This window comes from Rhizomonospora bruguierae (assembly GCF_018397995.1).
GTDB classification, from domain to species: domain Bacteria; phylum Actinomycetota; class Actinomycetes; order Mycobacteriales; family Micromonosporaceae; genus Rhizomonospora; species Rhizomonospora bruguierae.
This window is the reverse complement of record NZ_BBQH01000099.1, coordinates 1-17,976: the sequence shown is the minus strand read 5'-3', so window position 1 is coordinate 17,976 and position 17,976 is coordinate 1. Positions and strand designations below refer to the sequence as shown.

The following is a 17,976-nucleotide window of genomic DNA, read 5'->3' as shown; positions in this document are numbered from 1 at the left end:
TTTTAGGCGCCCGGTACCGGGAAGCTGCGCAGCCACCGGACCGGGAGAGGCAGATGGAGTACGAGCTGTTCGGCGTGCCCAGCACCCGCGACTGAACCACCGGGCTACCCGTCGGCCGGGCCGGCTTCCTCGCCGCCGTGGCCTCGGCCGGAGGGTCGAACCGGCGCCGGGGTGTCGGTCGGGGCGTGCGTCCCGGTCTCGTAGGTGGCGATGAACGCCTCGACGGCGGCGTCGGTGCCGGCGCGGTCCCCGGTGGCGAGCAGGTCCAGCAGCAGGCCACGGATCACGGCCAGGCCCAGCCGGGCGTGCTGCCGGGCGGTGTCGGCGGGCACGCCGAGGCGCTCGGCCAGGGTCACGTTGAGGTCGAGCCAGTCGTCGACGATGCCGTCCAGGAGCCCGGTTGTGCCCGGGCGCTTCTGGAGTGCCTGCCCGTACAGTTCGAAGAACAGCCGCTCGTGCGGCCACAGCGCCGGATCGGCCAGCCGCCGCCAGATCGCCCGGATCGTTTCGGCGATCGAACCGCCGTGGTCCAGGTGCAGGTCCGCCAGGGCCGCCCGCTGGCGCTCCTCGACAGCGCGGACCACCTCGACGAGCAGCCCCTCCTTGGAACCGAAGTGGTAGATCAGCATGCGATGGCTGGTGCCGATGCCGGCCGCCAGCCGCCGCAGGCTCAGGTCACCCACCCCCGTGCGCGCGATGAACTCGACGGCGGCGGCCAGCAGCCGGTCCCGGCTCTCCACAGGCATGTACCATACGGTACACGTACCAGTTGGCACAGACAGGGAGGACGACATGGCGCGGCAGCACATGGACGCCCGGACGCACGTCGCGGCACCGCCGGAGGCGGTCTACGCGCTGCTCATCGACGGCGCGACCTGGCCGGAGTGGTCACCGATCGGCTCGTTCGAACTGGAGCGGCCCGGCCCGGACGAACCGGAGGGCGTGGACGCCGTCCGGGTCTTCCGCACCGGCCGGATCACCAGCCGGGAGCGGGTCGCCGAGCGGGTGCCGGCTCGGCGGTTCAGCTACGAACTGGTCTCCGGCCTGGCCATCCGCGACTACCGGGCGGACGTGGACCTCACGCCGGCCGGGGACGGCACCGACATCCGGTGGCACTCCTCGTTCCACACCAAGATCCCCGGTACCGGCTGGCTGTACCGACGCACCCTGCAACGCTTCACCGGCCGGATGGTCGACGGCCTGGCCGCCCGGGTGGCGAGGCCGTCCGCGCAGACCTGAGCGACCTGCCGTGCTCGGGTACGCGGCTGAGCCGGCGGTGCTTGGATAACCGCGTGGGGGACGATGCGCCGCTGTCGGCGGATGAGCTGCTGGACGTCGTGGATGAGTGGGACCGGGTGGTGGGCCAGGCGCGGCGCGCCGAGGCGTACGCCAACCGGCTGCGGCACCGCTGCGCGTTCGTGCTGGCCCGGGACGCCGCCGACCGGATTTTGTGCACCGCCGCACCGCCCGCAAGCTGATCTTTCCCTCGCTGTACGACATGTTCGTCGGCGGCGTGGTCGGCGCGGGCGAGTCGTACGGGACGGCGGCGCTGCGCGAGGCCGAGGAGGAGTTGGGCGTCGCCGGGCTGCCGGCCCCGGTGCCGCTGTTCAAGTTCCGCTACGAGACTCCGGAGCACTCGTGGTGGTCCGCCGTCTACGAGGTGCGCTGCGACCGGCCGGTCCACCCGCAGCCGGAGGAGGTGGCGTGGCACGCGTTCCTCACCGAGCGGGAGGTGGAGCGGCGGCTGACCGAGTGGGCCTGGGTGCCCGACGGCCTGGCGGCGTACCACCGGCTCCTGGACTGGCGCCGGGGCCTCGCGCCCTGACGCGCCGGAACCCCGCGCCGCCCCGCGCCGGAGCCCGCGCCGGGACACGACGCCACCCCGTGACGAGGGCACCGGGGCCGGGACCGTCGTGAGCGGACTATTGCAGCGGCGGTAGTCGCTGCGGGTGGTCGAGCACGTCGCGGAACAGGTCCCCGCGCCGGGCTACGCGGTCCACGATGGAGCGGATGGTGAAGCTGTCCGGACGCAGGTCCGGGTCGTCGAGCTCGTCCCAGTCGATCGGCGCCGAGACCGGGGCGCCCGGCGCCGGCCGGGTGCTGTACGGGGCGACCAGGGTCTTGTTGATGGCGTTCTGGGTGTAGTCCAGCCGGGCCAGGCCGCCGCGCTCCCGGACCTGCCACTTCCAGCTCACCAGCTCGGGCACGATGGCGCCGACGGTCCGCGAGAGCCGCTCGACCCAGGCGCGGGTCTGGGCGAAGTCGGGGCCGGGCGCGATCGGCACCCAGATCTGGATGCCCCGCCGGCCGGTCACCTTCGCGTTCGCGCGCACGCCGAGGTGGTCCAGCGCGGTGCGGTGCAGCCGGGCGAGCACCAGCACGTCCGCCCAGCTGGTGGCGTCGCCGGGATCAAGGTCGATGAGCGCGTACGTCGGCGCGTGCGGGCGGTCGGTGCGCGAGGTCCAGGCGTGCCACTCCAGCGCGCCGTAGTTGGCCGCCCAGACCAGGGCCGCGGGCTCGTCCACCACCAGGTACGTCCGCGTCTCGCCCGGGTCGGCCGCCGGGTTCGTCCAGCGGGTCATCCAGTCCGGCGCGTGCGACGGCAACTCCTTGTGCCAGAACCCCTTCGCCTGCGCGCCGTTCGGGAAGCGGTGCATGTTGAGGGCGCGACCGGCCAGGTACGGAACCAGCGTGGGGGCGATCTGCGCCGAGTAGCGCAGCAGGTCCCGCTTGGTGACCGGCGGCTCACCGGCGCGCGCCGGGAACAGCACCTTGTCCAGGTTGCTCACCCGCAGTTCCCGGCCGAACACCTGCCACGCACCGCCCTTCGCGCCGAGCGCGGCCAGGTCGTCCTCGCCGACCGTGGCGGCCGGCGGCTTGAGCGCCACGGCGGCCCGGGCGGCGGGCAGGTCGGAGCGCCACAGCCGGTCCGGGTCGGCCTTGACCTGGTCGTTGGTCCGGCCGGTCAGCACCGAGCGGGGATGCTCCTCCGGGTTCCAGCCCTTGACCGCGAACTCGTCCCGCTTGTGCAGCAGCAGCCACTCCTCCTTCGCGGACTCCTTTCCCGACCGGCCGCCGGATCGGCCCCGGTCGCGCCGCACCAGCACGAACCGGCCGTGCAGCTTCTCCCCGTACAGGTCCAGGTGCAGTTCGCCGCCGGCCAGCGACCGGCCGGGGTCGGACGCGTCGCCGGGCCGCTCGGCGGGCTCCCACGTCCCGGCGTCCCACACGATCACGTCCCCGCCGCCGTACTCCCCCGCCGGGATGACGCCCTCGAAGTCGTAGTACTCGATGGGGTGGTCCTCGACCCGGAACGCCGCCCGCCGCACCCCGGGGTCCAGCGTCGGCCCCTTCGGCACGGCCCAACTGACCAGCACCCCGCCGAGCTCCAACCGGAAGTCGTAGTGCAGCCGCCGCGCCCGGTGCCGCTGCACCACGAACCGCCGGGCCGCGCCGCCGCCGGCCGCCACCCGGCCGGCGGGCTCGGGGGTGCGCCCGAAGTTCCGCTTGCCCCGGTACGGCGCCAGCGCGTCCTTGGCCCGTGACCTGGTCGTGGTCGGCATGCCCCGGTTCATACCCACGACCGCGGTCCGTTACCCGGTTCCGGCGTCCGCCTGGCCGCTGGGGTTTCCGGTCGACTCCGGCGTGGGATCGCGGGTTGCGCTCGGCTCGCCGGTCGGCCCGGCCGGCTCACCGGTTGCGGTGGCGCTCGGCTCCGGCGCGGCGGGCGCGCTGCCCTCCACCGGTCCGCCGGTCGGGGTTGGCTCGCCGGACGCGGTGGCGGACGGGCCCGAGGAGCGCACCTGCGGCGGGCCCTCGCCCCTGCCCGAAGCCGGCCGGGTCGGGTGCGTGGACGCCGACGGCGCCGGTGTGCCACCCGGTCCCTCCCCCGTGCCCGGGGCGTTGCCGGCCGGGTTCATCAACGCAAGCGCCCCGGCCAGCGCCACCAGTGCGAGCACCACCGCGGCGGCTCCGGCCAGCGCCCAGCGCCGCCGCCGGGACGGGGGCGCCTCGCCGGCAGCGACGGGCGCCGGTATCGCCTCGGTGCTCGCGGGCGGGGCCGCGATCCGCCTCGCTCCGGCCGCCACCGCATCGCCGCTGCCGGCGTCCGCGCTGGCGAAATCCGCACCGGCCGGCGGTGCCGCCTCGCGGGCCGCTCGGGCCAGCGCGGCGGCGCTCGGGAAGCGGTCCGCCGGGTTCTTCGCCATCGCGCGGACGACCAGGGCCCGCACCGCGGGCGGCACGTCCGCCGACAGCGGCGGCGGATCATCGTTGACGTGGCTCATGGCGACCGCCAGCGCGGTGGTGCCGGTGAACGGGGCGTGGCCGGCGAGGCAGTGGTACGCGACCGCGCCCAACGCGTAGATGTCGGCGGCCGGACTGATGTCGCTCTTGGTCACCTGCTCCGGCGCCATGTACAGGGCCGTGCCGACCACCTCGTCGACGCCGGTCAGCGCGGTGGCGTCGGTGGCCTCCGGTGCGCCGGTGGAGCGGGCCACACCGAAGTCGACGAGCACCACGCCGCCGTCCGGGCCGATCAGCAGGTTGCCGGGCTTGACGTCCCGGTGCACCACCCCGGCCGCGTGCGCGGCGTCCAGCGCGGTCGCCGCCTGGGCCACAATGGACATCGTTTCGCCGGCGGGCAGCGGGCCGCGCGCGGCGATCCGACCGGCCAGGGGCTCGCCGTCCACGTACGCCATCACCAGGTACGCGACGCCTTCCCCGGCGCCGTCCTCCTCGCCGTAGTCGTAGACCTCGGCGATGCCGGGGTGCCGCAGGGCGGCCATCGTGCGCGCCTCGGCGGTGAACCGGGCGCCGAAGGTGGCGGCACCGGGGCCACGCGGGCGGAGCACCTTGATCGCCACCCGCCGCGCGAGCACGGTGTCGGTGGCGCGCCACACGTCGCCCATCCCACCGGCGGCGATGTGCTCCTCCAGCCGGTAGCGGTCGCCGAGCAGGTCACCGGGGGTCAGCACGGAGACAGCCCTACCCGATCCGACCGCGGTCTATTCGCCCGACGGCGGGGACCCGAGCCCCGGCCGCCGGCTTCGTGGTGCCTACGGTCGCGATCATCGCGGCCCGGTCGGCCGTCCGTTAGGGACCGTGGTGGTAGTGGGCAGGAACAGGTCCACCAGGTCGTCCAGGCGGATCAGGATCAGCGCGGCGATCGACCCGGCCGCGACCGCGACCAGCAGCCCCGCGAGTTGGAGCGCACCGGCCGGGGCCGCGGCGACGGTCGCCAGGGCGGTTGCGGTCGCCGCCAGGAGGATGGTGTTGCGGACCACGTGCCGCCGGCCGAGCGGGCGCTCGGCGGCGCCGAAGCAGGCGCAGCGGGCGCCGGTGCCGCGGCGCACCGCCAGGACCACGCCGGTGGTGAGCACGGCCAGCAGCAGTCCGGTCAGGACGAGCACCGCGCTCGCTCCCGGGCGCGCCGCCGACCACCCGGCCGCCACGGCCACGACCGACCACGCGGTACCCACCACGAGCGCGACCTCGGCGGCCGTGACGAGAACGGCCACCGGCTCGACCAGCCGGCCCGGTAGCAACGGCAGCGGGCGCAACGAGTCGGCGAACGCGCGCATCGCCCCGCCGCCGCGCACCTTGCTCAGCGCCGAGGCGGCGAACACCCACCACAGGGTGGCCAGCAGGCCGACCGATACGTACACCATTGACAGTCCCCCGTTCCGCATCACCAGCAGCGCCAGTATCGGCAGGTGTCGGGTGCGGCGGCAAGCCGCTCCCCCGGGCCACGGCTGCCGGAGACGGCTGGGCCCCGGGGTCCGGTCGTCTCCGGCGCGGCACCGTCAGCTCGGGGGCATGTTCGTGGCGATCTCGATGGCGGTGGTCACCAGGGTGTGCGCGCGGGCGGCGACCGCGGCGAGCAGCCCGGCGATCTCCTCCCCGGCGGTCTCGGCGACCTCCCGGAGGCTGTGCACGTCCTGGTCGAGCCGGGCCAGGTGGGCGGCCAGGTCGGCGTTCTGGGCGTTGGCGAAGGCCCGGGCGATGTCCTCCAGGGGCACCCCCTGCGCCTCTAGTTGGCGGACCGCCCCGATGCGCTCCACCACCGCCGCGTCGTAGAGCCGGTAGTTGCCGCCGGTCCGGCCGGCCGGGGCGATCAGACCGAGGCCGGTGTAGAAGTCCACCGTGCGGGTGCTGACGCCGGCCGAAGCCGCCACCTCCCCGATCCGCAGCAGTCGCACCCCGGCACCTCCCTTCGCTAACCGTACAGTGGCACGTGTTACTGTCGTGGCCATGCTCAGCGGCACCGCCGACGGTCGTCGTACCGTGCCGGCCGGGCCCCGGTCCTACGATCGCACCACCGCCGCGCCGGCCCCCGCCCGGTCCACATGCTGATCGCCGGAGCGTGGAGCGCCGCCGCACTCACCGCGGCGGCCGGTCGTCCCTCGCCGAAGCCGCGCGGCTCGCCGCTCCCGTCGTAGTACCGGCCCGGCGTGGTCCGCGACCAGCCTCGCGGTCGAGATCGATCCCACCCCGCACCGTCGCCGCCGCGACGCGTACCCGAAGGAGCACACGATGAGATCCAGCAATCCGGTGCTGGGCCGGTTCGCCACCGCGGCCCAGCCCACCGCCGCACCGGGGCGGCCACCCGGATACGGCCCGGGTTACGGGCCCGGCCATGAGGCCGGTTACGGGCCCGGCTACGGCTACCCGGGCCAGTCCGCGCCGATGCGGGTCGACGGGGACGTGATGACCCTCGACGACGTGGTGGTCAAGACCGTCGCGCTGCTCGGCACCGCCGTCGCGGCCGCCGCGGCCACCTGGCTGCTCGTGCCGGCGCCGGCACTGGGTCCGCTGTGGATCGCCTCGATGGTGATCGGGCTGGTCCTCGGCCTGGTCATCTCGTTCGGGCAGATCACCCGGCCGCCGCTGCTGTTCGCCTACGCGATCGTCGAGGGCGTCTTCCTCGGCGCGGTCAGCCAGGCGTTCGAGGCACGCTGGAACGGCATCGTCACACAGGCGGTCATCGCCACGCTGAGCGTCTTCTTCGTGATGGCCTGGCTCTACAAGGCACGCATCATCCGGGCCACGCCGAAGTTCACCCGGATCGTCATCGGCGCCGCGGTGGGCCTGGTGGCGGCGATGCTGGTCAACCTGGTCATCGGCCTGTTCAGCGGGTCGGCCGGGCCGCTGCGCGACGGCGGCGCGCTGGCCATCCTGTTCAGCGTGGTGTGCATCGTCGTGGCGGCGCTGATGTTCGTCATCAACTTCAGCCAGATCGAGGAGGGCATCGCCGCCGGCCTGCCCCGCCGGTACGGCTGGCTCGGCGCGTTCGGCATCCTCGTCGAGCTGGTCTGGCTGTACCTGGAGTTCCTGCGCCTGATCAGCTACTTCCAGGACGAGTGAGCATCGGCCGGCGGGTGAGGGCCGGTGGTTGACCACACACCCCACACGGTTTTAAGTTTATCGATGCGACAAACATTGATAGCCCTCATCGTGTGCGGGAAAGGTCACCAGTCATGCGAAGGTGTACTACCGTCCTGTCGGTGGGCGCGGCGATCGCCGCGGCCGCCCTCGGGGCCAGCGTCATCACGGCCCTCCCCGCGGCCGCCGCCACCGGCTGCCGCGTCGCCTACTCCGTCGCCAACCAGTGGCCGGGTGGGTTCGGGGCGAACGTGGACATCACGAACCTCGGCGACCCGATCAGCTCGTGGACCCTCACCTGGTCCTACTCCGCCGGTCAGCAGGTGACGCAGGTGTGGAACGCCACCGTCACCCAGAGCGGCTCGCAGGTCACCGCCAAAAACGTCAGCTACAACGGCTCGCTGGGCACCAACGCGACCGCGTCGTTCGGGTTCAACGGCACGCTGACCGGCAGCAACAACCCGGTGCCCACGAGCTTCAGCGTCAACGGCACGACCTGCACGGGCGGCACCACCGGCCCGACGGCGACGAGCACGCCGCGGCCGACCGCGACGCAGACCACCCGGCCGCCCACCAACGGCGTCCCGTCGGACGCGGCCTGGGTCGCCACCGGCGCCTGGGACTCCTGGACGAACAACGGCTACACCATCATCAACGACATCTGGGGCTCGGGCGCCGGCCCGCAGACGATCTGGGCGCGGACCGGCACCAACTGGGGCGTGGTGGCCAACCACCCGCGCACCAGCGGCGTGAAGTCCTACCCGCACACCGGCAAGACCCTCAACCGCCGGCTCAGCACGCTCGCCTCGGTGCGCAGTTCGTTCAACGTCACGGTTCCCGGCGACGGCGACTACGAGACCGCGTACGACATCTGGGCGAACAACAACGCCTACGAGGTCATGATCTGGACGAACCAGAACGGCGCGGTAGGCCCCATCGCCGAGTCGTACGACGCCAACGGCGCCGTGCCCAGCGCCCGCAACGTCAGCGCGGGCGGGCACACCTGGAACGTCTACCGGGGCTCCAACGGCAGCAACGCGGTCTTCTCGTTCATCCGCACCAGCAAGACCAACAGCGGCACCGTGGACGTGCTGGCGGTGCTGAACTGGCTGCGTACCCAGGGCTGGTGGGGCGACGTGACGGTGGGCGAGGTCCAGTTCGGCTTCGAGCTGAGCGGCACCGCCGGCCAGTCCAGCTTCGTCTGCACCAGCTTCTCGCTCGACTTCAGCTGACCGCGGGCCGGGGCGCACCCGTGGGTGTCGTGCGCCCCGGCCCTCGGCGTCTTCGGGCGAGGAGACGGCAGAGCGTCTCCTCGCCCGAAGAAGCTGGGTCCGAGCGACGCTACGCAACGCACGGGGGGCAGACATCGGCCAACTGGCGGAGCCGGGAGCGGCGCGGCCAGGCGTCGTGCTCCGGTGGCGACTACGCCGGCCGCGACGCTCGCGACGCCGGCGCCTGCGCGATCCGGCGCGAGTTGGTCACCGCCATGACGCGCACCTCGTCCTCGGTGAAGCCGGCCGCCAGCAGCCGGTCGGCCAGCAGCGCGAGACCGTTCTCGACCGGCGGGTTGAACGGCTGGCCCAGGTCCGAGGAGAGCAGCGAGTGCTCCGGGCCCACCCGGCGGATGTGGTCGAACAGCACGTCCCAGTCGACCTTGCCGGTGTACGGGGTGGTGAAGCAGCGCTCCAGCAGCGCACCCCGCACGGCGAGCCGCCGCTGCACGTCCACGGGCAGTTGCTGGGAGGTGAACTCGGGGTGGGTCACCACGATGCGCCGCACGCCGAGGCCGGCGGCCGCGTCCACGACCGCGATGATCTCCGGGCCGGAGAGGTGGCCGGTGGCCAGCGCCATGTCGTGCCGGGCGATCAGCGTCAGCACCTCGCGCAGGGCGGGCACCACGCTGCCGTCGCCGTCCACGACCGCGATGGGCGGCGCCATGATGCCCTGCCGGGCCAGGTCCTCCTGAAGCTGCGCCCACATCGGCGGCGTCGCTCCCTCGGGCGCGCGGGCCTGGCTTTCCCGCTGGTTCACGCAGTCCACGGTGGGCAGCCAGACGATCCGGGCGCCCTGCCGGCCGGCGATCTCCACCGCGACCGGGTTGAGCCCGCCCACGGAGCCGTTCAGCGTGAGCGCGCCGAGCGCGTCCACCCCGGGTACCGCGGCGCGCACCACCTCGGCCCGCTCGGCGGTGGGCACGTAGTGCGACTTGAGCACGAAGCCGGCCAGCCCCACCTCGGCGAACCGGCGGGCCAGCGTCACGTCGTCGATCCGCCGGCGCATCACGTCCGGCGCGACGTGCACGTGCGTGTCGTACGCGCCGGCGACGAGGGTGCGGGCCCGGGCGGAGGGGGTGGGATGTCGGGTCACGAGGAGCGAACCTAGGCGTTAGCTGACAGAATTGTCAACATTTCTGTCGCCGAACCGCGGTACGGGATCCCGCCCGGAAGCGGCGGCAGCGGCACCGTAACTGGCGCGGGCGAGCGCGACGAGGTCGTCGAGGTGGACCGGCGGGTCCTCGCGCCACCAGGCGAGCCAGACCGAGATCGGCGGGGCGTCGCGGACCCGGCGATACCGAGGCGACGGGTGTGCTTGCCCAGGGCCGCCCACGCGTACCCGACCCGCACCTCGGTACGGGACTGCTCGACGAACCGGCGCAGGTCGGCGACCTCGTCGAGCACGGTACGGGCCCGCACCAGCACGTGCGTGCCGGTCCCGGTGAGCCGGACGTGCCGGGTGCTGCGGTGCAGCAGGCGGGCGCCGAGCGCCGCCTCCAGCGCGACGACCGCGCGGGAGACCGCCGCCTGGGAGACGCCGAGCGCGCCCGCGGCACCGGTGAAGGTACCCGCGTCGACCACGGCGACGAAGGCGCGCAGGTGACGCAACTCCAGATCCATGCGTCCAGCGTATGGATACCCCGCGCCGCGCATTTCCCGGATCGCCGCCGACGCGGCGACACTGACCGACGTGAGCGCGACGGCGGCGGACCGGGTCCGGGAGGTTTCGCGACCCCCTCGGGCGGGGCGCGGGGCACTGGTCGGCGGGCTGGCCACGATGGTCGGCAGCGCCGCCAGCAACCAGGTCGGTGCCGCCGTCGGGGCGCACGCGTTCGCCTCGATCGGGCCCGCCGGGGTGGTCGCGGTGCGCCAGTTCGTCGCCGCCGCGGTCCTGCTGCCGGTGGCCCGGCCGGCCCTGCGCCGCTTCACCTGGGCGCAGTGGTGGCCGACGCTGCTGCTCGGCCTCGTCTTCGCCACCATGAACCTGAGCCTCTACACCGCGATCGACCGGATCGGGCTGGGGCTGGCGGTCACCCTGGAGTTTCTCGGCCCGCTCGCCGTGGCGCTGGCCGGCTCGCGCACCCGGCTCGACCTGCTCTGCGCCGCCGGGGCCGGCCTCGGCGTGTACCTGTTGGTCCTGCCCGGCCCCAGCAGCGACTACGCGGGCGTCGCGCTCGGCCTGCTCGCCGCCGCCTGCTGGGCCGCGTACATCCTGCTGAACCGGCTGCTCGGCGCGCGCCTGCCGGGCCTGCAGGGACCGGCCGCCGCGACCGCCGTGGCGGCCGCCCTCAACCTGCCCGTCGCCGCGCTGCTGATCGGCCAGGGCCGGCTGGGTGGCGCCGGGCTCGGGTACGCCGTCGGCGCCGGCCTGCTCAGTTCCGTGGTCCCCTACGCCGCCGACCTGATCGCCCTGCGCCGGGTACCGCCGCGCTTCTTCGGCGTGCTCATGAGCGTCCACCCGGTGCTGGCCGCCCTCGCCGGCCTGGTCATCCTCGACCAGGTCCCGCACCCGCACGAGTGGATCGGCATCGCCGTCGTCGTCACCGCCAACGCGCTGGCCGTCGCCGCGGCGAACGCGCGGCCGGGGCCGGGCGCGGGCGGCCGAGCCCGGCGACTCTTGCGGGCCGGCAAAACATTGACCTAGGCTGATTCCCGCTGCGGGCCGGGCAGCGATCGTCGAGTCCACCCGAGTGGTGTGGCCGACGCGCCGTGCCCTCGATCCCCAGAGGGCCTCCCCTATCCCGAGGTAGGTCATGAAAAGACGACTCACCGTTCTCGGCGTCGCCCTGCTCGCCGCCGCCGCTTCGATCCTCATCGCCATGCAGCCCGCCGAGGCAGCGGTGGGGCTGCACATCAGCGGCACCAACATCGTCGAGGCCAACGGCCGGACGTTCACCATGCGCGGCGTGAACCACCCGCACGTGTGGTTCACCAGCCAGACCAGTTCCTTCGCCAACATCAAGGCCCTCGGCGCGAACACCGTACGGGTCGTGCTGGGCAGCGGCAAGCGGTGGGGGCCGTCCACCGACGTGCCGAACGTCATCTCGCTGTGCAAGCAGAACCGGCTGATCTGCGTACTGGAGGTGCACGACACCACCGGGTACGGCGAGGACGGCGCCGCGGCCACCCTCGACGAGGCGGTCAACTACTGGATCAGCCAGAAGAACAACCTGGTCGGCCAGGAGAACTACGTCGTCATCAACATCGGCAACGAGCCGATCGGCAACAACAATGCCAGCCAGTGGACCGCCGCGACCACCGCCGCGATCCAGAAGATGCGCACCAACGGCTTCCAGCACCTGCTCATGGTCGACGGGCCCAACTGGGGCCAGGACTGGCAGTACGTCATGCGGGACAACGCGCAGACCGTGCTCAACGCCGACAGCCAGCGCAACACCGTGCTGTCGATCCACATGTACGACGTGTTCAACACCGCCTCGTCGATCACCTCGTACCTGAACACGTTCCGGACCAACGGGTGGCCGCTGGTGATCGGCGAGTTCGGCTGGCGGGCCACCTCCAGCAACGTGGACGACCAGACCATCCTCGCCGAGGCGAACGCCCGCGGGCTGGGCTACATCGGCTGGTCCTGGGCCGGCAACAACGACCCGATCCTGGACATGACAAACAACTTCAACGCCAGCCAGCTCACCACCTGGGGCCAGCGGATCTTCAACGGCACCAACGGCATCAAGGCGACGGCCAAGGAGGCGAGCATCTACAGCGGCGCCACCACGCCGCCGACCACCACGCCGCCCACCACGAGGCCGCCGACCACGCCACCCACCACCAACCCGCCGACGACCCCGCCGACCACGACGCCCCCGGGCGGCCGGGGCTGCACCGCCACCTACACGATCACCAACCAGTGGCAGGACGGCTTCCAGGCGGACCTGAAGGTCACCGCGGGCGGCGCCGCCATCAACGGCTGGGCCGTGACCTGGACGTTCGCCAACGGGCAGCAGGTCAGCCAGTCCTGGAACGCGACGATCACCAGCAGCGGGTCCAGCGTGACCGCCCGCAACGTCAGCTACAACGGCAGCCTCGGCGCCGGGGGCAGCACGACGTTCGGATTCCTCGGCTCCTGGAGCGGCACCAACAGCACGCCGAGCGTCACCTGCACCGCCAGCTGATCCCGCACCGCTGACGGGAGGCCGGGCACCGACCGGTACCCGGCCTCCCGCCACCGCCCTCAATGGCGGCGACCACCACCGGCCAGGGATTCCTCCTCGACCGTGCGCGGCGCCTGCGGTTTCGCGTGCCGGGCGAGCGCGATCGCGCCGGCGACGGCGAACACGAAGCCCACCCCGGCTATCGGCGCGAACCCGGGCCGGACCCGGTCGTGCAGCACCAGCAGCCCGACCAGCGCCGGCGCCACGGTCTGCCCGACGATCGACGACGCCGAGGCGACGGTCACCGACCCGCGCTGGAGGGCGAGCGCGTACATGAGCACGCCGTTGAGCCCGGCGAGCAGCACCGCGTACGTGGCCGGGTTGGCGACCAGCGCCAGCACGGTGCCGCTGCGGCCGATCAGCCGGGCGCCGAGCGCGGCGGAGCCGAAGGAGAGGCCGGCCAGCAGCCCCGGCAACGCCGGCCCGCGCAGCCTCGGTGCGCCCAGGTTCCCTCCGGCCAGCAGGGCGACGACCGCGACGAGCAGCGCCCAGTCGGCCAGCCTGCTCACGGTGGACGGTGGGCCGGCGACCGCCGAGAAGAGCAGCATCAACAGGCCGGCGACGATCGACCCGATGGCCAACCAGTCCCAGACCCGCAGCCGGACACCGAGCACGAACATGGCCACGACCGCGACGATGCTGAGGTTGGCCGCGCCCACGGCCTGCACCGCGAACAGCGGTATCGTCCGCAGGGCGGTGTAGCTGAGCACGGACGACGACGCGTCCAGCGCCAGGCCCCCCGCGTAGGGTCCGTTGCGCACCAACCGCAGCAGCAGCCGGGGATCGGGGTGCCTGGTGGCCGCCAGGCGGCGCGCCCCGATCGACTGCAGGATCGCCGCCGAGGCGCTGCACAGCGCGGCGAGGATCGCCAGCACAAAGCCAAAAGCCATCCGGTACCCCCGCGCCGGGTTCGGGGCCCGTCTCGACCGGGACCGGGCTGCGGCGGACCCGGGCGCCGCGCCGACCTCGCCTCGCTCCGGCCCACCGCCAGGACTGGCCCTAGGGCTGCACGGGGCGGCTTCCCCCGACAAGCGGCGCCAAACACTGTGCCACGCGGAACGCGCCCCGCACCGATCGTGGAGTTGCGGCGCTCACAAAGGCCGTCATCCGCCATAACTTCGGCACCACGACACCAAGATCGCCCCTCGGAACGCGCGGGGGCCCCATTGTTTGACAACCATCCCAAAGCCGGCGGGCACCATTCCCGGCGGGTCAGAATGAGCGAGCCGCCGCGGCGTGCGATATCCCTGATTCGTCCGTATTCGCCCGACCCGCGGGGCTACCTTGATGAGGGCCGGACGGCGGCGAAGACGGCGCCCCGCACGACCCGGCAGACCCGCCAGGTGACTGGCATGCGTCGAGGAGAAGCGTTGACCGGCGATGAGCGGCAGGAAGCGGTGGAACCGCCCATCAGGCCGGAAGCGCGCCTCCCGGCGGCCGCACCCGCGACGCGCCCGCGCCCGGTCACCGGCTCGCCCGGTACCGCCGAGACCACCGGCGCCGGGACCCTTGGCGGCAAGCACAACGTCCTCGGCGTCTACGTGGACGCGCTGGACTACGACGCCACCATCGGCAAGGTCCTGGCCGCCGCGCGCGAGCCGCGCCCGTTCACCGTGACCGCGCTGGCCGTGCACGGGGTGATGACCGGCGTGCGGGACCGGGCGTACAACGCCCGGCTCAACGCGATCGACGTGGTGGCCCCCGACGGGCAGCCGGTGCGCTGGGCGCTGAACCTGCTGTACGGCACGCGCCTGCGCGACTGGGTGAGCGGCCCCGAACTCGCCCTCCGGGTGGTCGGACGGATGGCCGAGGAGCGGCTGCCCGTGTACCTCTACGGCACCACCCCGCGCACGCTCGACCGGTTGCGCGCGGCGCTGACCCGGCGCTTCCCCCGGCTGCGCATCGCCGGCACCGAGCCGTCGAAGTTCCGCCCGGCCGAGCCCGGCGAGGAGGAGGCGATCGCGGACCGCATCCACGAATCCGGTGCGCGCCTGGTGCTGGTCGGCCTCGGCTGCCCGCGGCAGGAGGTGTTCATCCACGCGATGCGCCCCCTGGTCCGCGCGCCGCTGCTGGCCGTCGGCGCCGCGTTCGACTACCACGCCGGCCTGCTGCGCCCGGCGCCGCCGTGGATGCAGCGGCAGGGCCTGGCGTGGCTGTGGCGGCTGGGCGCGGAGCCGCGCCGGCTCTGGCGCCGGTACCTGGTCCCCAACGTCGAGTACCTCGGGCGGCTCGCCGCCCAGCGGGCGGGGTGGTGGCGCCCGGACCCGCCGCCGGCCACCGACCGGCGCGCCGAGTTCATCCCCGTCTGAGAGGTACGAGACAGTCCATGTGCGGCATTACCGGAGTAGTGTGCGACGGCACCGATCCACCGGTCGATCCCGACCGCCTGCTCGCGATGTGCCGCACCCTCTGCCACCGTGGCCCGGACGACGAGGGCTGGTACCTCAACGGTCCCGCCGCCCTGGCCGTGCGCCGACTGTCCATCATCGACGTGGCCGGCGGCCGGCAGCCGGTGAGCGACGAGTCCGGCGAGGTCCACGCCGTGCTCAACGGCGAGATCTACAACCACCGGGAGCTGCGGCGGGAGCTGACCGGGCGCGGCCACCGGTTCGCCTCCGGCTCCGACGCCGAGGTGATCCCGCACCTGTACGAGGAGTACGGGCTGGACTTCGTCACCCGGTTGAACGGTATGTTCGCCATCGCCCTGTGGGACGGGCGGCGCCGCCAGCTCGTGCTGTGCCGCGACCGGGCCGGCATCAAGCCGCTGTACTACGCGGCGCTGAACCACCGCCTGGTCTTCGGCTCGGAGATCCGCGCCATTCTCGCCGCCGGGGTCTCCACGGCGGTCGACGTGCAGGCGCTCAGCGACTACCTGTCCCTGATGTACGTGCCCGCGCCCCGCAGCGTCTACCGCGAGATCCGCAAGCTCTGCCCCGCCACCACGCTGGTGTGGCGCGACGGCACCTGCACCACGCGCCGGTACTGGCGCCTCACCGACCTCCCCCGCCGCCGCGACCTGTCCGCGCGCAAGGCCCGGGTGGAGCTGCGGGACCTGTTGGACGCCAGCGTCGAGCGGCACCTGATGTCCGACGTGCCGTTGGGATTCTTCCTGAGCGGCGGGCTCGACTCGGGTTCGGTCGTCGCCGTCGCCCGGCGGATCCGGCCGGACGCCCACCTCAAGACGTTCACCGTCGGCTTCCCCGACCGGTCGTACGACGAGCGGTCGGCCGCGGCCCAGATCGCCCGCCACCTGAACACCGACCACACGGACCTGGTGGTGGAGCCGCACGCCTCGGACGTCGTCGACCGGATCATGCCCGCCTTCGACGAGCCGTTCGCCGACCCGTCCATGGTGCCCACGTACTACCTGTGCCAGCTGGCCCGCGAGCACGTGACCGTCGCGCTGAGCGGGGACGGCGGCGACGAACTGTTCGCGGGGTACCTGTCGTACCGGGCGGACAAGCTCGCGCGACTCTACCGGTACCTGCCCCGGGCGCTGACCGAGCGGCTCGCACCGGCGCTGCTGCCGTTCGTGCCCACCTCGCACGCGCGGTCCAGCTTCGGCTTCAAGGCCCGCCGGTTCGTGGAGAACGCCCTGCACCACCCGGGCCGCAGCCACTACCTGTGGCGGGTCATCTTCCGGGAGGGCCAGAAGGCGAAGCTGCTGCACCCGGACCTGCTCGCCGAGCTGATCGACTCGTACCGCACGCACGAGACGCACGACCGCGCCGGCGCCCGGTTCGACCGGCTGACCCGGTTCCAGTACACCGACGCGAACGTGTACCTGGTCGACGACGTGCTGACCAAGGTCGACCGGCTCAGCATGGCGCACTCGCTGGAGGTGCGGGTGCCGCTGCTGGACACGCCGGTCGCCGAGTTCGCGTTTTCGCTGCCGGGCCGGATCAAGATGCCCGGCTACCAGACGAAGCGGCTGCTGCGCCGAACCATGGCCGACGCCCTGCCCCGGCGGATCGCGTCGATGGGCAAGCGGGGCTTCAACGCGCCGCTGCCGCGGTGGCTGACCGACGTCTTCCGCCCCCTGGTCACCGAGTACCTGAGTCCGGAGGTGCTGCGCCGCCAGGGCTACCTGCGGTACGAGGAGGTGGACCGGTACGTCCGCCGGCACATGAGCGGCGAGGCCGAGCACGGCCGGGAGATCTGGACGCTGCTGATGTTCAGTCTGTGGGCTGAAGAGCACAAGGCCCACCGGTAGTGGCAGCGAAGCGGTGACGTGTGGAGATGGAGTGGCTGTTCCCGGCATCTCTTATGATCACCATGGCGGCGGCGGGCGGCCTCCATCGGCTGCTGCGCCGGCCGACCAGCCCATCGATGTACCGGGCATGCTTCCTGGCAAGCCTCGGGTTGACGGCGCCGGTGTGGTTCTGGCTGCACCTGGCCGGCCGGGTCTCGTTGCCCGGTTCGCTGCTGGCTCTCGCCGGCGGGTTCGTCGGCGGCGTGGCGCTCACCTCCTCCTCCGTCGGGCTGGTCGAGGACAACGCCCCGCCCTCGCCCCGGGTACGGGAGAAGGTGCTGGCCTACCACGCCTTCGGCAACCTGGAGTATCCGCCCCCGCGCCGCTACAAGCGGGCGTTCGACGTCACGCTGGCCTCGCTCGGCCTGGCCGCCACGCTGCCGCTGTGGCCGGTCATCGCGTTCGCCATCTGGATCGAGGAGCCGGGGCCGATTTTCTTCACGAAGAACTCGGTGGGCCGCGGCGGTGTGACGTTCCGGCAGCTGAAGTTCCGCAGCATGACCCGCGACGCGGAGCGGTTCACCGGGCCGGTCTCCTCCACCGCCCACGACCCGCGCACCCTGCGGTGCGGCCGGTTCCTGCGCCGGTGGCACCTGGACGAGCTGCCCGAACTGGTCAACGTGCTGGGCGGCACGATGAGCCTGGTCGGACCGCGCCCGCTGCGCACCGTCCTGGTGCAGCAGTATCTGGAGGAGGTGCCGGGCTTCGCCGAGCGGCACTGCGTGAAGCCGGGGATCGCGTGCATCGCGCAGGTCGAGAAGAGCCGCATGCCCCCGGCTGAGCGGCTACGCAAGGACCGCACGTATATCCGGCGGATGGGTGCGGGTCTGGATCTGCAGCTGCTGTGGCGGGCGGTGGCGACGACCGTCCGGGGCACCCGGAGCCAGTCGTAGGT

At 73.1% G+C, this 17,976-nt stretch carries 18 protein-coding genes; 10 read left to right on the top strand and 8 right to left on the bottom strand.

Annotated features, from left to right (window positions below):
* Window positions 1-104 precede the first annotated feature (104 nt).
* Entirely contained in the window at window positions 105-746 is a 642-nt protein-coding gene (locus KJS59_RS29475) for a TetR/AcrR family transcriptional regulator (RefSeq protein WP_213457081.1), read from the bottom strand.
* A 46-nt stretch (window positions 747-792) separates the two neighbouring features.
* On the opposite strand from KJS59_RS29475, the gene KJS59_RS29470 reads away from it, so the two are divergent.
* From KJS59_RS29470 to KJS59_RS29460, 3 genes are read left to right on the top strand one after another with little or no spacing between them, the layout of a single operon-like run.
* Window positions 793-1,239 carry an SRPBCC family protein gene (locus KJS59_RS29470; RefSeq protein ID WP_249715112.1) on the top strand — a complete coding sequence of 149 codons (447 nt, stop codon included), beginning with the start codon at window positions 793-795 and terminating at the stop codon, window positions 1,237-1,239.
* A 53-nt stretch (window positions 1,240-1,292) separates the two neighbouring features.
* A complete protein-coding gene (locus KJS59_RS29465) occupies window positions 1,293-1,478 on the top strand; it encodes an NUDIX hydrolase (RefSeq protein ID WP_213457079.1) in 186 nt (61 codons plus the stop codon).
* On the top strand, window positions 1,451-1,825 hold the full coding sequence (locus tag KJS59_RS29460; protein ID WP_213457077.1) for an NUDIX domain-containing protein: 375 nt from the start codon (window positions 1,451-1,453) through the stop codon (window positions 1,823-1,825). The genes KJS59_RS29465 and KJS59_RS29460 overlap by 28 nt, the downstream gene beginning before the upstream one ends.
* A 97-nt stretch (window positions 1,826-1,922) precedes the next feature.
* Here the strand turns inward: KJS59_RS29460 and ligD are convergent, their stop codons facing one another.
* The 4 genes from ligD to KJS59_RS29440 form a co-directional block, all read right to left on the bottom strand.
* Entirely contained in the window at window positions 1,923-3,563 is a 1,641-nt protein-coding gene (ligD, locus tag KJS59_RS29455) for a non-homologous end-joining DNA ligase LigD (RefSeq protein ID WP_213457075.1), read from the bottom strand.
* Between the two features lie 30 nt (window positions 3,564-3,593).
* Window positions 3,594-4,976, bottom strand: coding sequence for a serine/threonine-protein kinase (locus tag KJS59_RS29450; protein WP_213457072.1), 1,383 nt, complete (start codon window positions 4,974-4,976; stop codon window positions 3,594-3,596).
* A 93-nt stretch (window positions 4,977-5,069) separates the two neighbouring features.
* Window positions 5,070-5,669, bottom strand: a complete 600-nt coding sequence (locus KJS59_RS29445) for a MauE/DoxX family redox-associated membrane protein (protein WP_213457070.1) — start codon at window positions 5,667-5,669, stop codon at window positions 5,070-5,072.
* 135 nt (window positions 5,670-5,804) lie between these two features.
* Window positions 5,805-6,200, bottom strand: a complete 396-nt coding sequence (locus tag KJS59_RS29440) for a helix-turn-helix domain-containing protein (protein WP_213457068.1) — start codon at window positions 6,198-6,200, stop codon at window positions 5,805-5,807.
* 334 nt (window positions 6,201-6,534) lie between these two features.
* Between KJS59_RS29440 and KJS59_RS29435 the strand changes: the two genes are divergently transcribed.
* Together KJS59_RS29435 and KJS59_RS32055 are read left to right on the top strand one after the other, a co-directional pair.
* Complete coding sequence (locus KJS59_RS29435) at window positions 6,535-7,365, top strand: Bax inhibitor-1/YccA family protein (RefSeq protein ID WP_213457066.1); 831 nt, start codon at window positions 6,535-6,537, stop codon at window positions 7,363-7,365.
* A gap of 140 nt (window positions 7,366-7,505) precedes the next feature.
* The gene (locus KJS59_RS32055) at window positions 7,506-8,615 is read left to right on the top strand and encodes a cellulose binding domain-containing protein (RefSeq protein ID WP_306345208.1); all 1,110 of its coding nucleotides are present in this window, start codon (window positions 7,506-7,508) and stop codon (window positions 8,613-8,615) included.
* Between the two features lie 190 nt (window positions 8,616-8,805).
* Here the strand turns inward: KJS59_RS32055 and KJS59_RS29425 are convergent, their stop codons facing one another.
* Window positions 8,806-9,750, bottom strand: a complete 945-nt coding sequence (locus tag KJS59_RS29425; RefSeq protein WP_213457062.1) for a DUF6282 family protein — start codon at window positions 9,748-9,750, stop codon at window positions 8,806-8,808.
* An 11-nt stretch (window positions 9,751-9,761) separates the two neighbouring features.
* A complete protein-coding gene (locus KJS59_RS29420; RefSeq protein WP_213457060.1) occupies window positions 9,762-10,277 on the bottom strand; it encodes a LysR family transcriptional regulator in 516 nt (171 codons plus the stop codon).
* A gap of 70 nt (window positions 10,278-10,347) precedes the next feature.
* Here KJS59_RS29420 and KJS59_RS29415 point away from each other — a divergent pair, with 70 nt between their 5' ends.
* The gene (locus KJS59_RS29415; protein ID WP_249715110.1) at window positions 10,348-11,301 is read left to right on the top strand and encodes an EamA family transporter; all 954 of its coding nucleotides are present in this window, start codon (window positions 10,348-10,350) and stop codon (window positions 11,299-11,301) included.
* A 109-nt stretch (window positions 11,302-11,410) separates the two neighbouring features.
* Window positions 11,411-12,790: a cellulase family glycosylhydrolase gene (locus KJS59_RS29410; RefSeq protein ID WP_213457056.1), complete on the top strand. Its 1,380-nt coding sequence runs from the start codon at window positions 11,411-11,413 to the stop codon at window positions 12,788-12,790.
* Window positions 12,791-12,849: 59 nt separating this feature from the next.
* Here the strand turns inward: KJS59_RS29410 and KJS59_RS29405 are convergent, their stop codons facing one another.
* Window positions 12,850-13,719, bottom strand: a complete 870-nt coding sequence (locus KJS59_RS29405) for a hypothetical protein (protein WP_213457054.1) — start codon at window positions 13,717-13,719, stop codon at window positions 12,850-12,852.
* 462 nt (window positions 13,720-14,181) lie between these two features.
* On the opposite strand from KJS59_RS29405, the gene KJS59_RS29400 reads away from it, so the two are divergent.
* Genes KJS59_RS29400 through KJS59_RS29390 form a run of 3 tightly spaced genes read left to right on the top strand, consistent with a single transcriptional unit; the run spans window position 14,182 to window position 17,974 of the window.
* Window positions 14,182-15,138 carry a WecB/TagA/CpsF family glycosyltransferase gene (locus KJS59_RS29400; protein WP_213457052.1) on the top strand — a complete coding sequence of 319 codons (957 nt, stop codon included), beginning with the start codon at window positions 14,182-14,184 and terminating at the stop codon, window positions 15,136-15,138.
* A gap of 17 nt (window positions 15,139-15,155) precedes the next feature.
* Window positions 15,156-17,042: an asparagine synthase (glutamine-hydrolyzing) gene (asnB, locus tag KJS59_RS29395; RefSeq protein ID WP_213457050.1), complete on the top strand. Its 1,887-nt coding sequence runs from the start codon at window positions 15,156-15,158 to the stop codon at window positions 17,040-17,042.
* Window positions 17,043-17,068: 26 nt separating this feature from the next.
* The gene (locus KJS59_RS29390) at window positions 17,069-17,974 is read left to right on the top strand and encodes a sugar transferase (RefSeq protein WP_213457048.1); all 906 of its coding nucleotides are present in this window, start codon (window positions 17,069-17,071) and stop codon (window positions 17,972-17,974) included.
* The last annotated feature ends 2 nt before the right edge of the window (window positions 17,975-17,976 follow it).

Bases quoted from the DNA above. Each gene is read 5' to 3' on its own strand.
- KJS59_RS29475 (WP_213457081.1), bottom strand. From the start codon at position 746: ATGCCTGTGGAGAGCCGGGACCGGCTGCTGGCCGCCGCCGTCGAGTTC.
- KJS59_RS29470 (WP_249715112.1), top strand. From the start codon at position 793: ATGGCGCGGCAGCACATGGACGCCCGGACGCACGTCGCGGCACCGCCG.
- ligD (WP_213457075.1), bottom strand. From the start codon at position 3,563: ATGCCGACCACGACCAGGTCACGGGCCAAGGACGCGCTGGCGCCGTAC.
- KJS59_RS29445 (WP_213457070.1), bottom strand. From the start codon at position 5,669: ATGGTGTACGTATCGGTCGGCCTGCTGGCCACCCTGTGGTGGGTGTTC.
- KJS59_RS29435 (WP_213457066.1), top strand. From the start codon at position 6,535: ATGAGATCCAGCAATCCGGTGCTGGGCCGGTTCGCCACCGCGGCCCAG.
- KJS59_RS29420 (WP_213457060.1), bottom strand. From the start codon at position 10,277: ATGGATCTGGAGTTGCGTCACCTGCGCGCCTTCGTCGCCGTGGTCGAC.
- KJS59_RS29410 (WP_213457056.1), top strand. From the start codon at position 11,411: ATGAAAAGACGACTCACCGTTCTCGGCGTCGCCCTGCTCGCCGCCGCC.
- KJS59_RS29405 (WP_213457054.1), bottom strand. From the start codon at position 13,719: ATGGCTTTTGGCTTTGTGCTGGCGATCCTCGCCGCGCTGTGCAGCGCC.
- KJS59_RS29400 (WP_213457052.1), top strand. From the start codon at position 14,182: ATGCGTCGAGGAGAAGCGTTGACCGGCGATGAGCGGCAGGAAGCGGTG.
- asnB (WP_213457050.1), top strand. From the start codon at position 15,156: ATGTGCGGCATTACCGGAGTAGTGTGCGACGGCACCGATCCACCGGTC.
- KJS59_RS29390 (WP_213457048.1), top strand. From the start codon at position 17,069: ATGGAGTGGCTGTTCCCGGCATCTCTTATGATCACCATGGCGGCGGCG.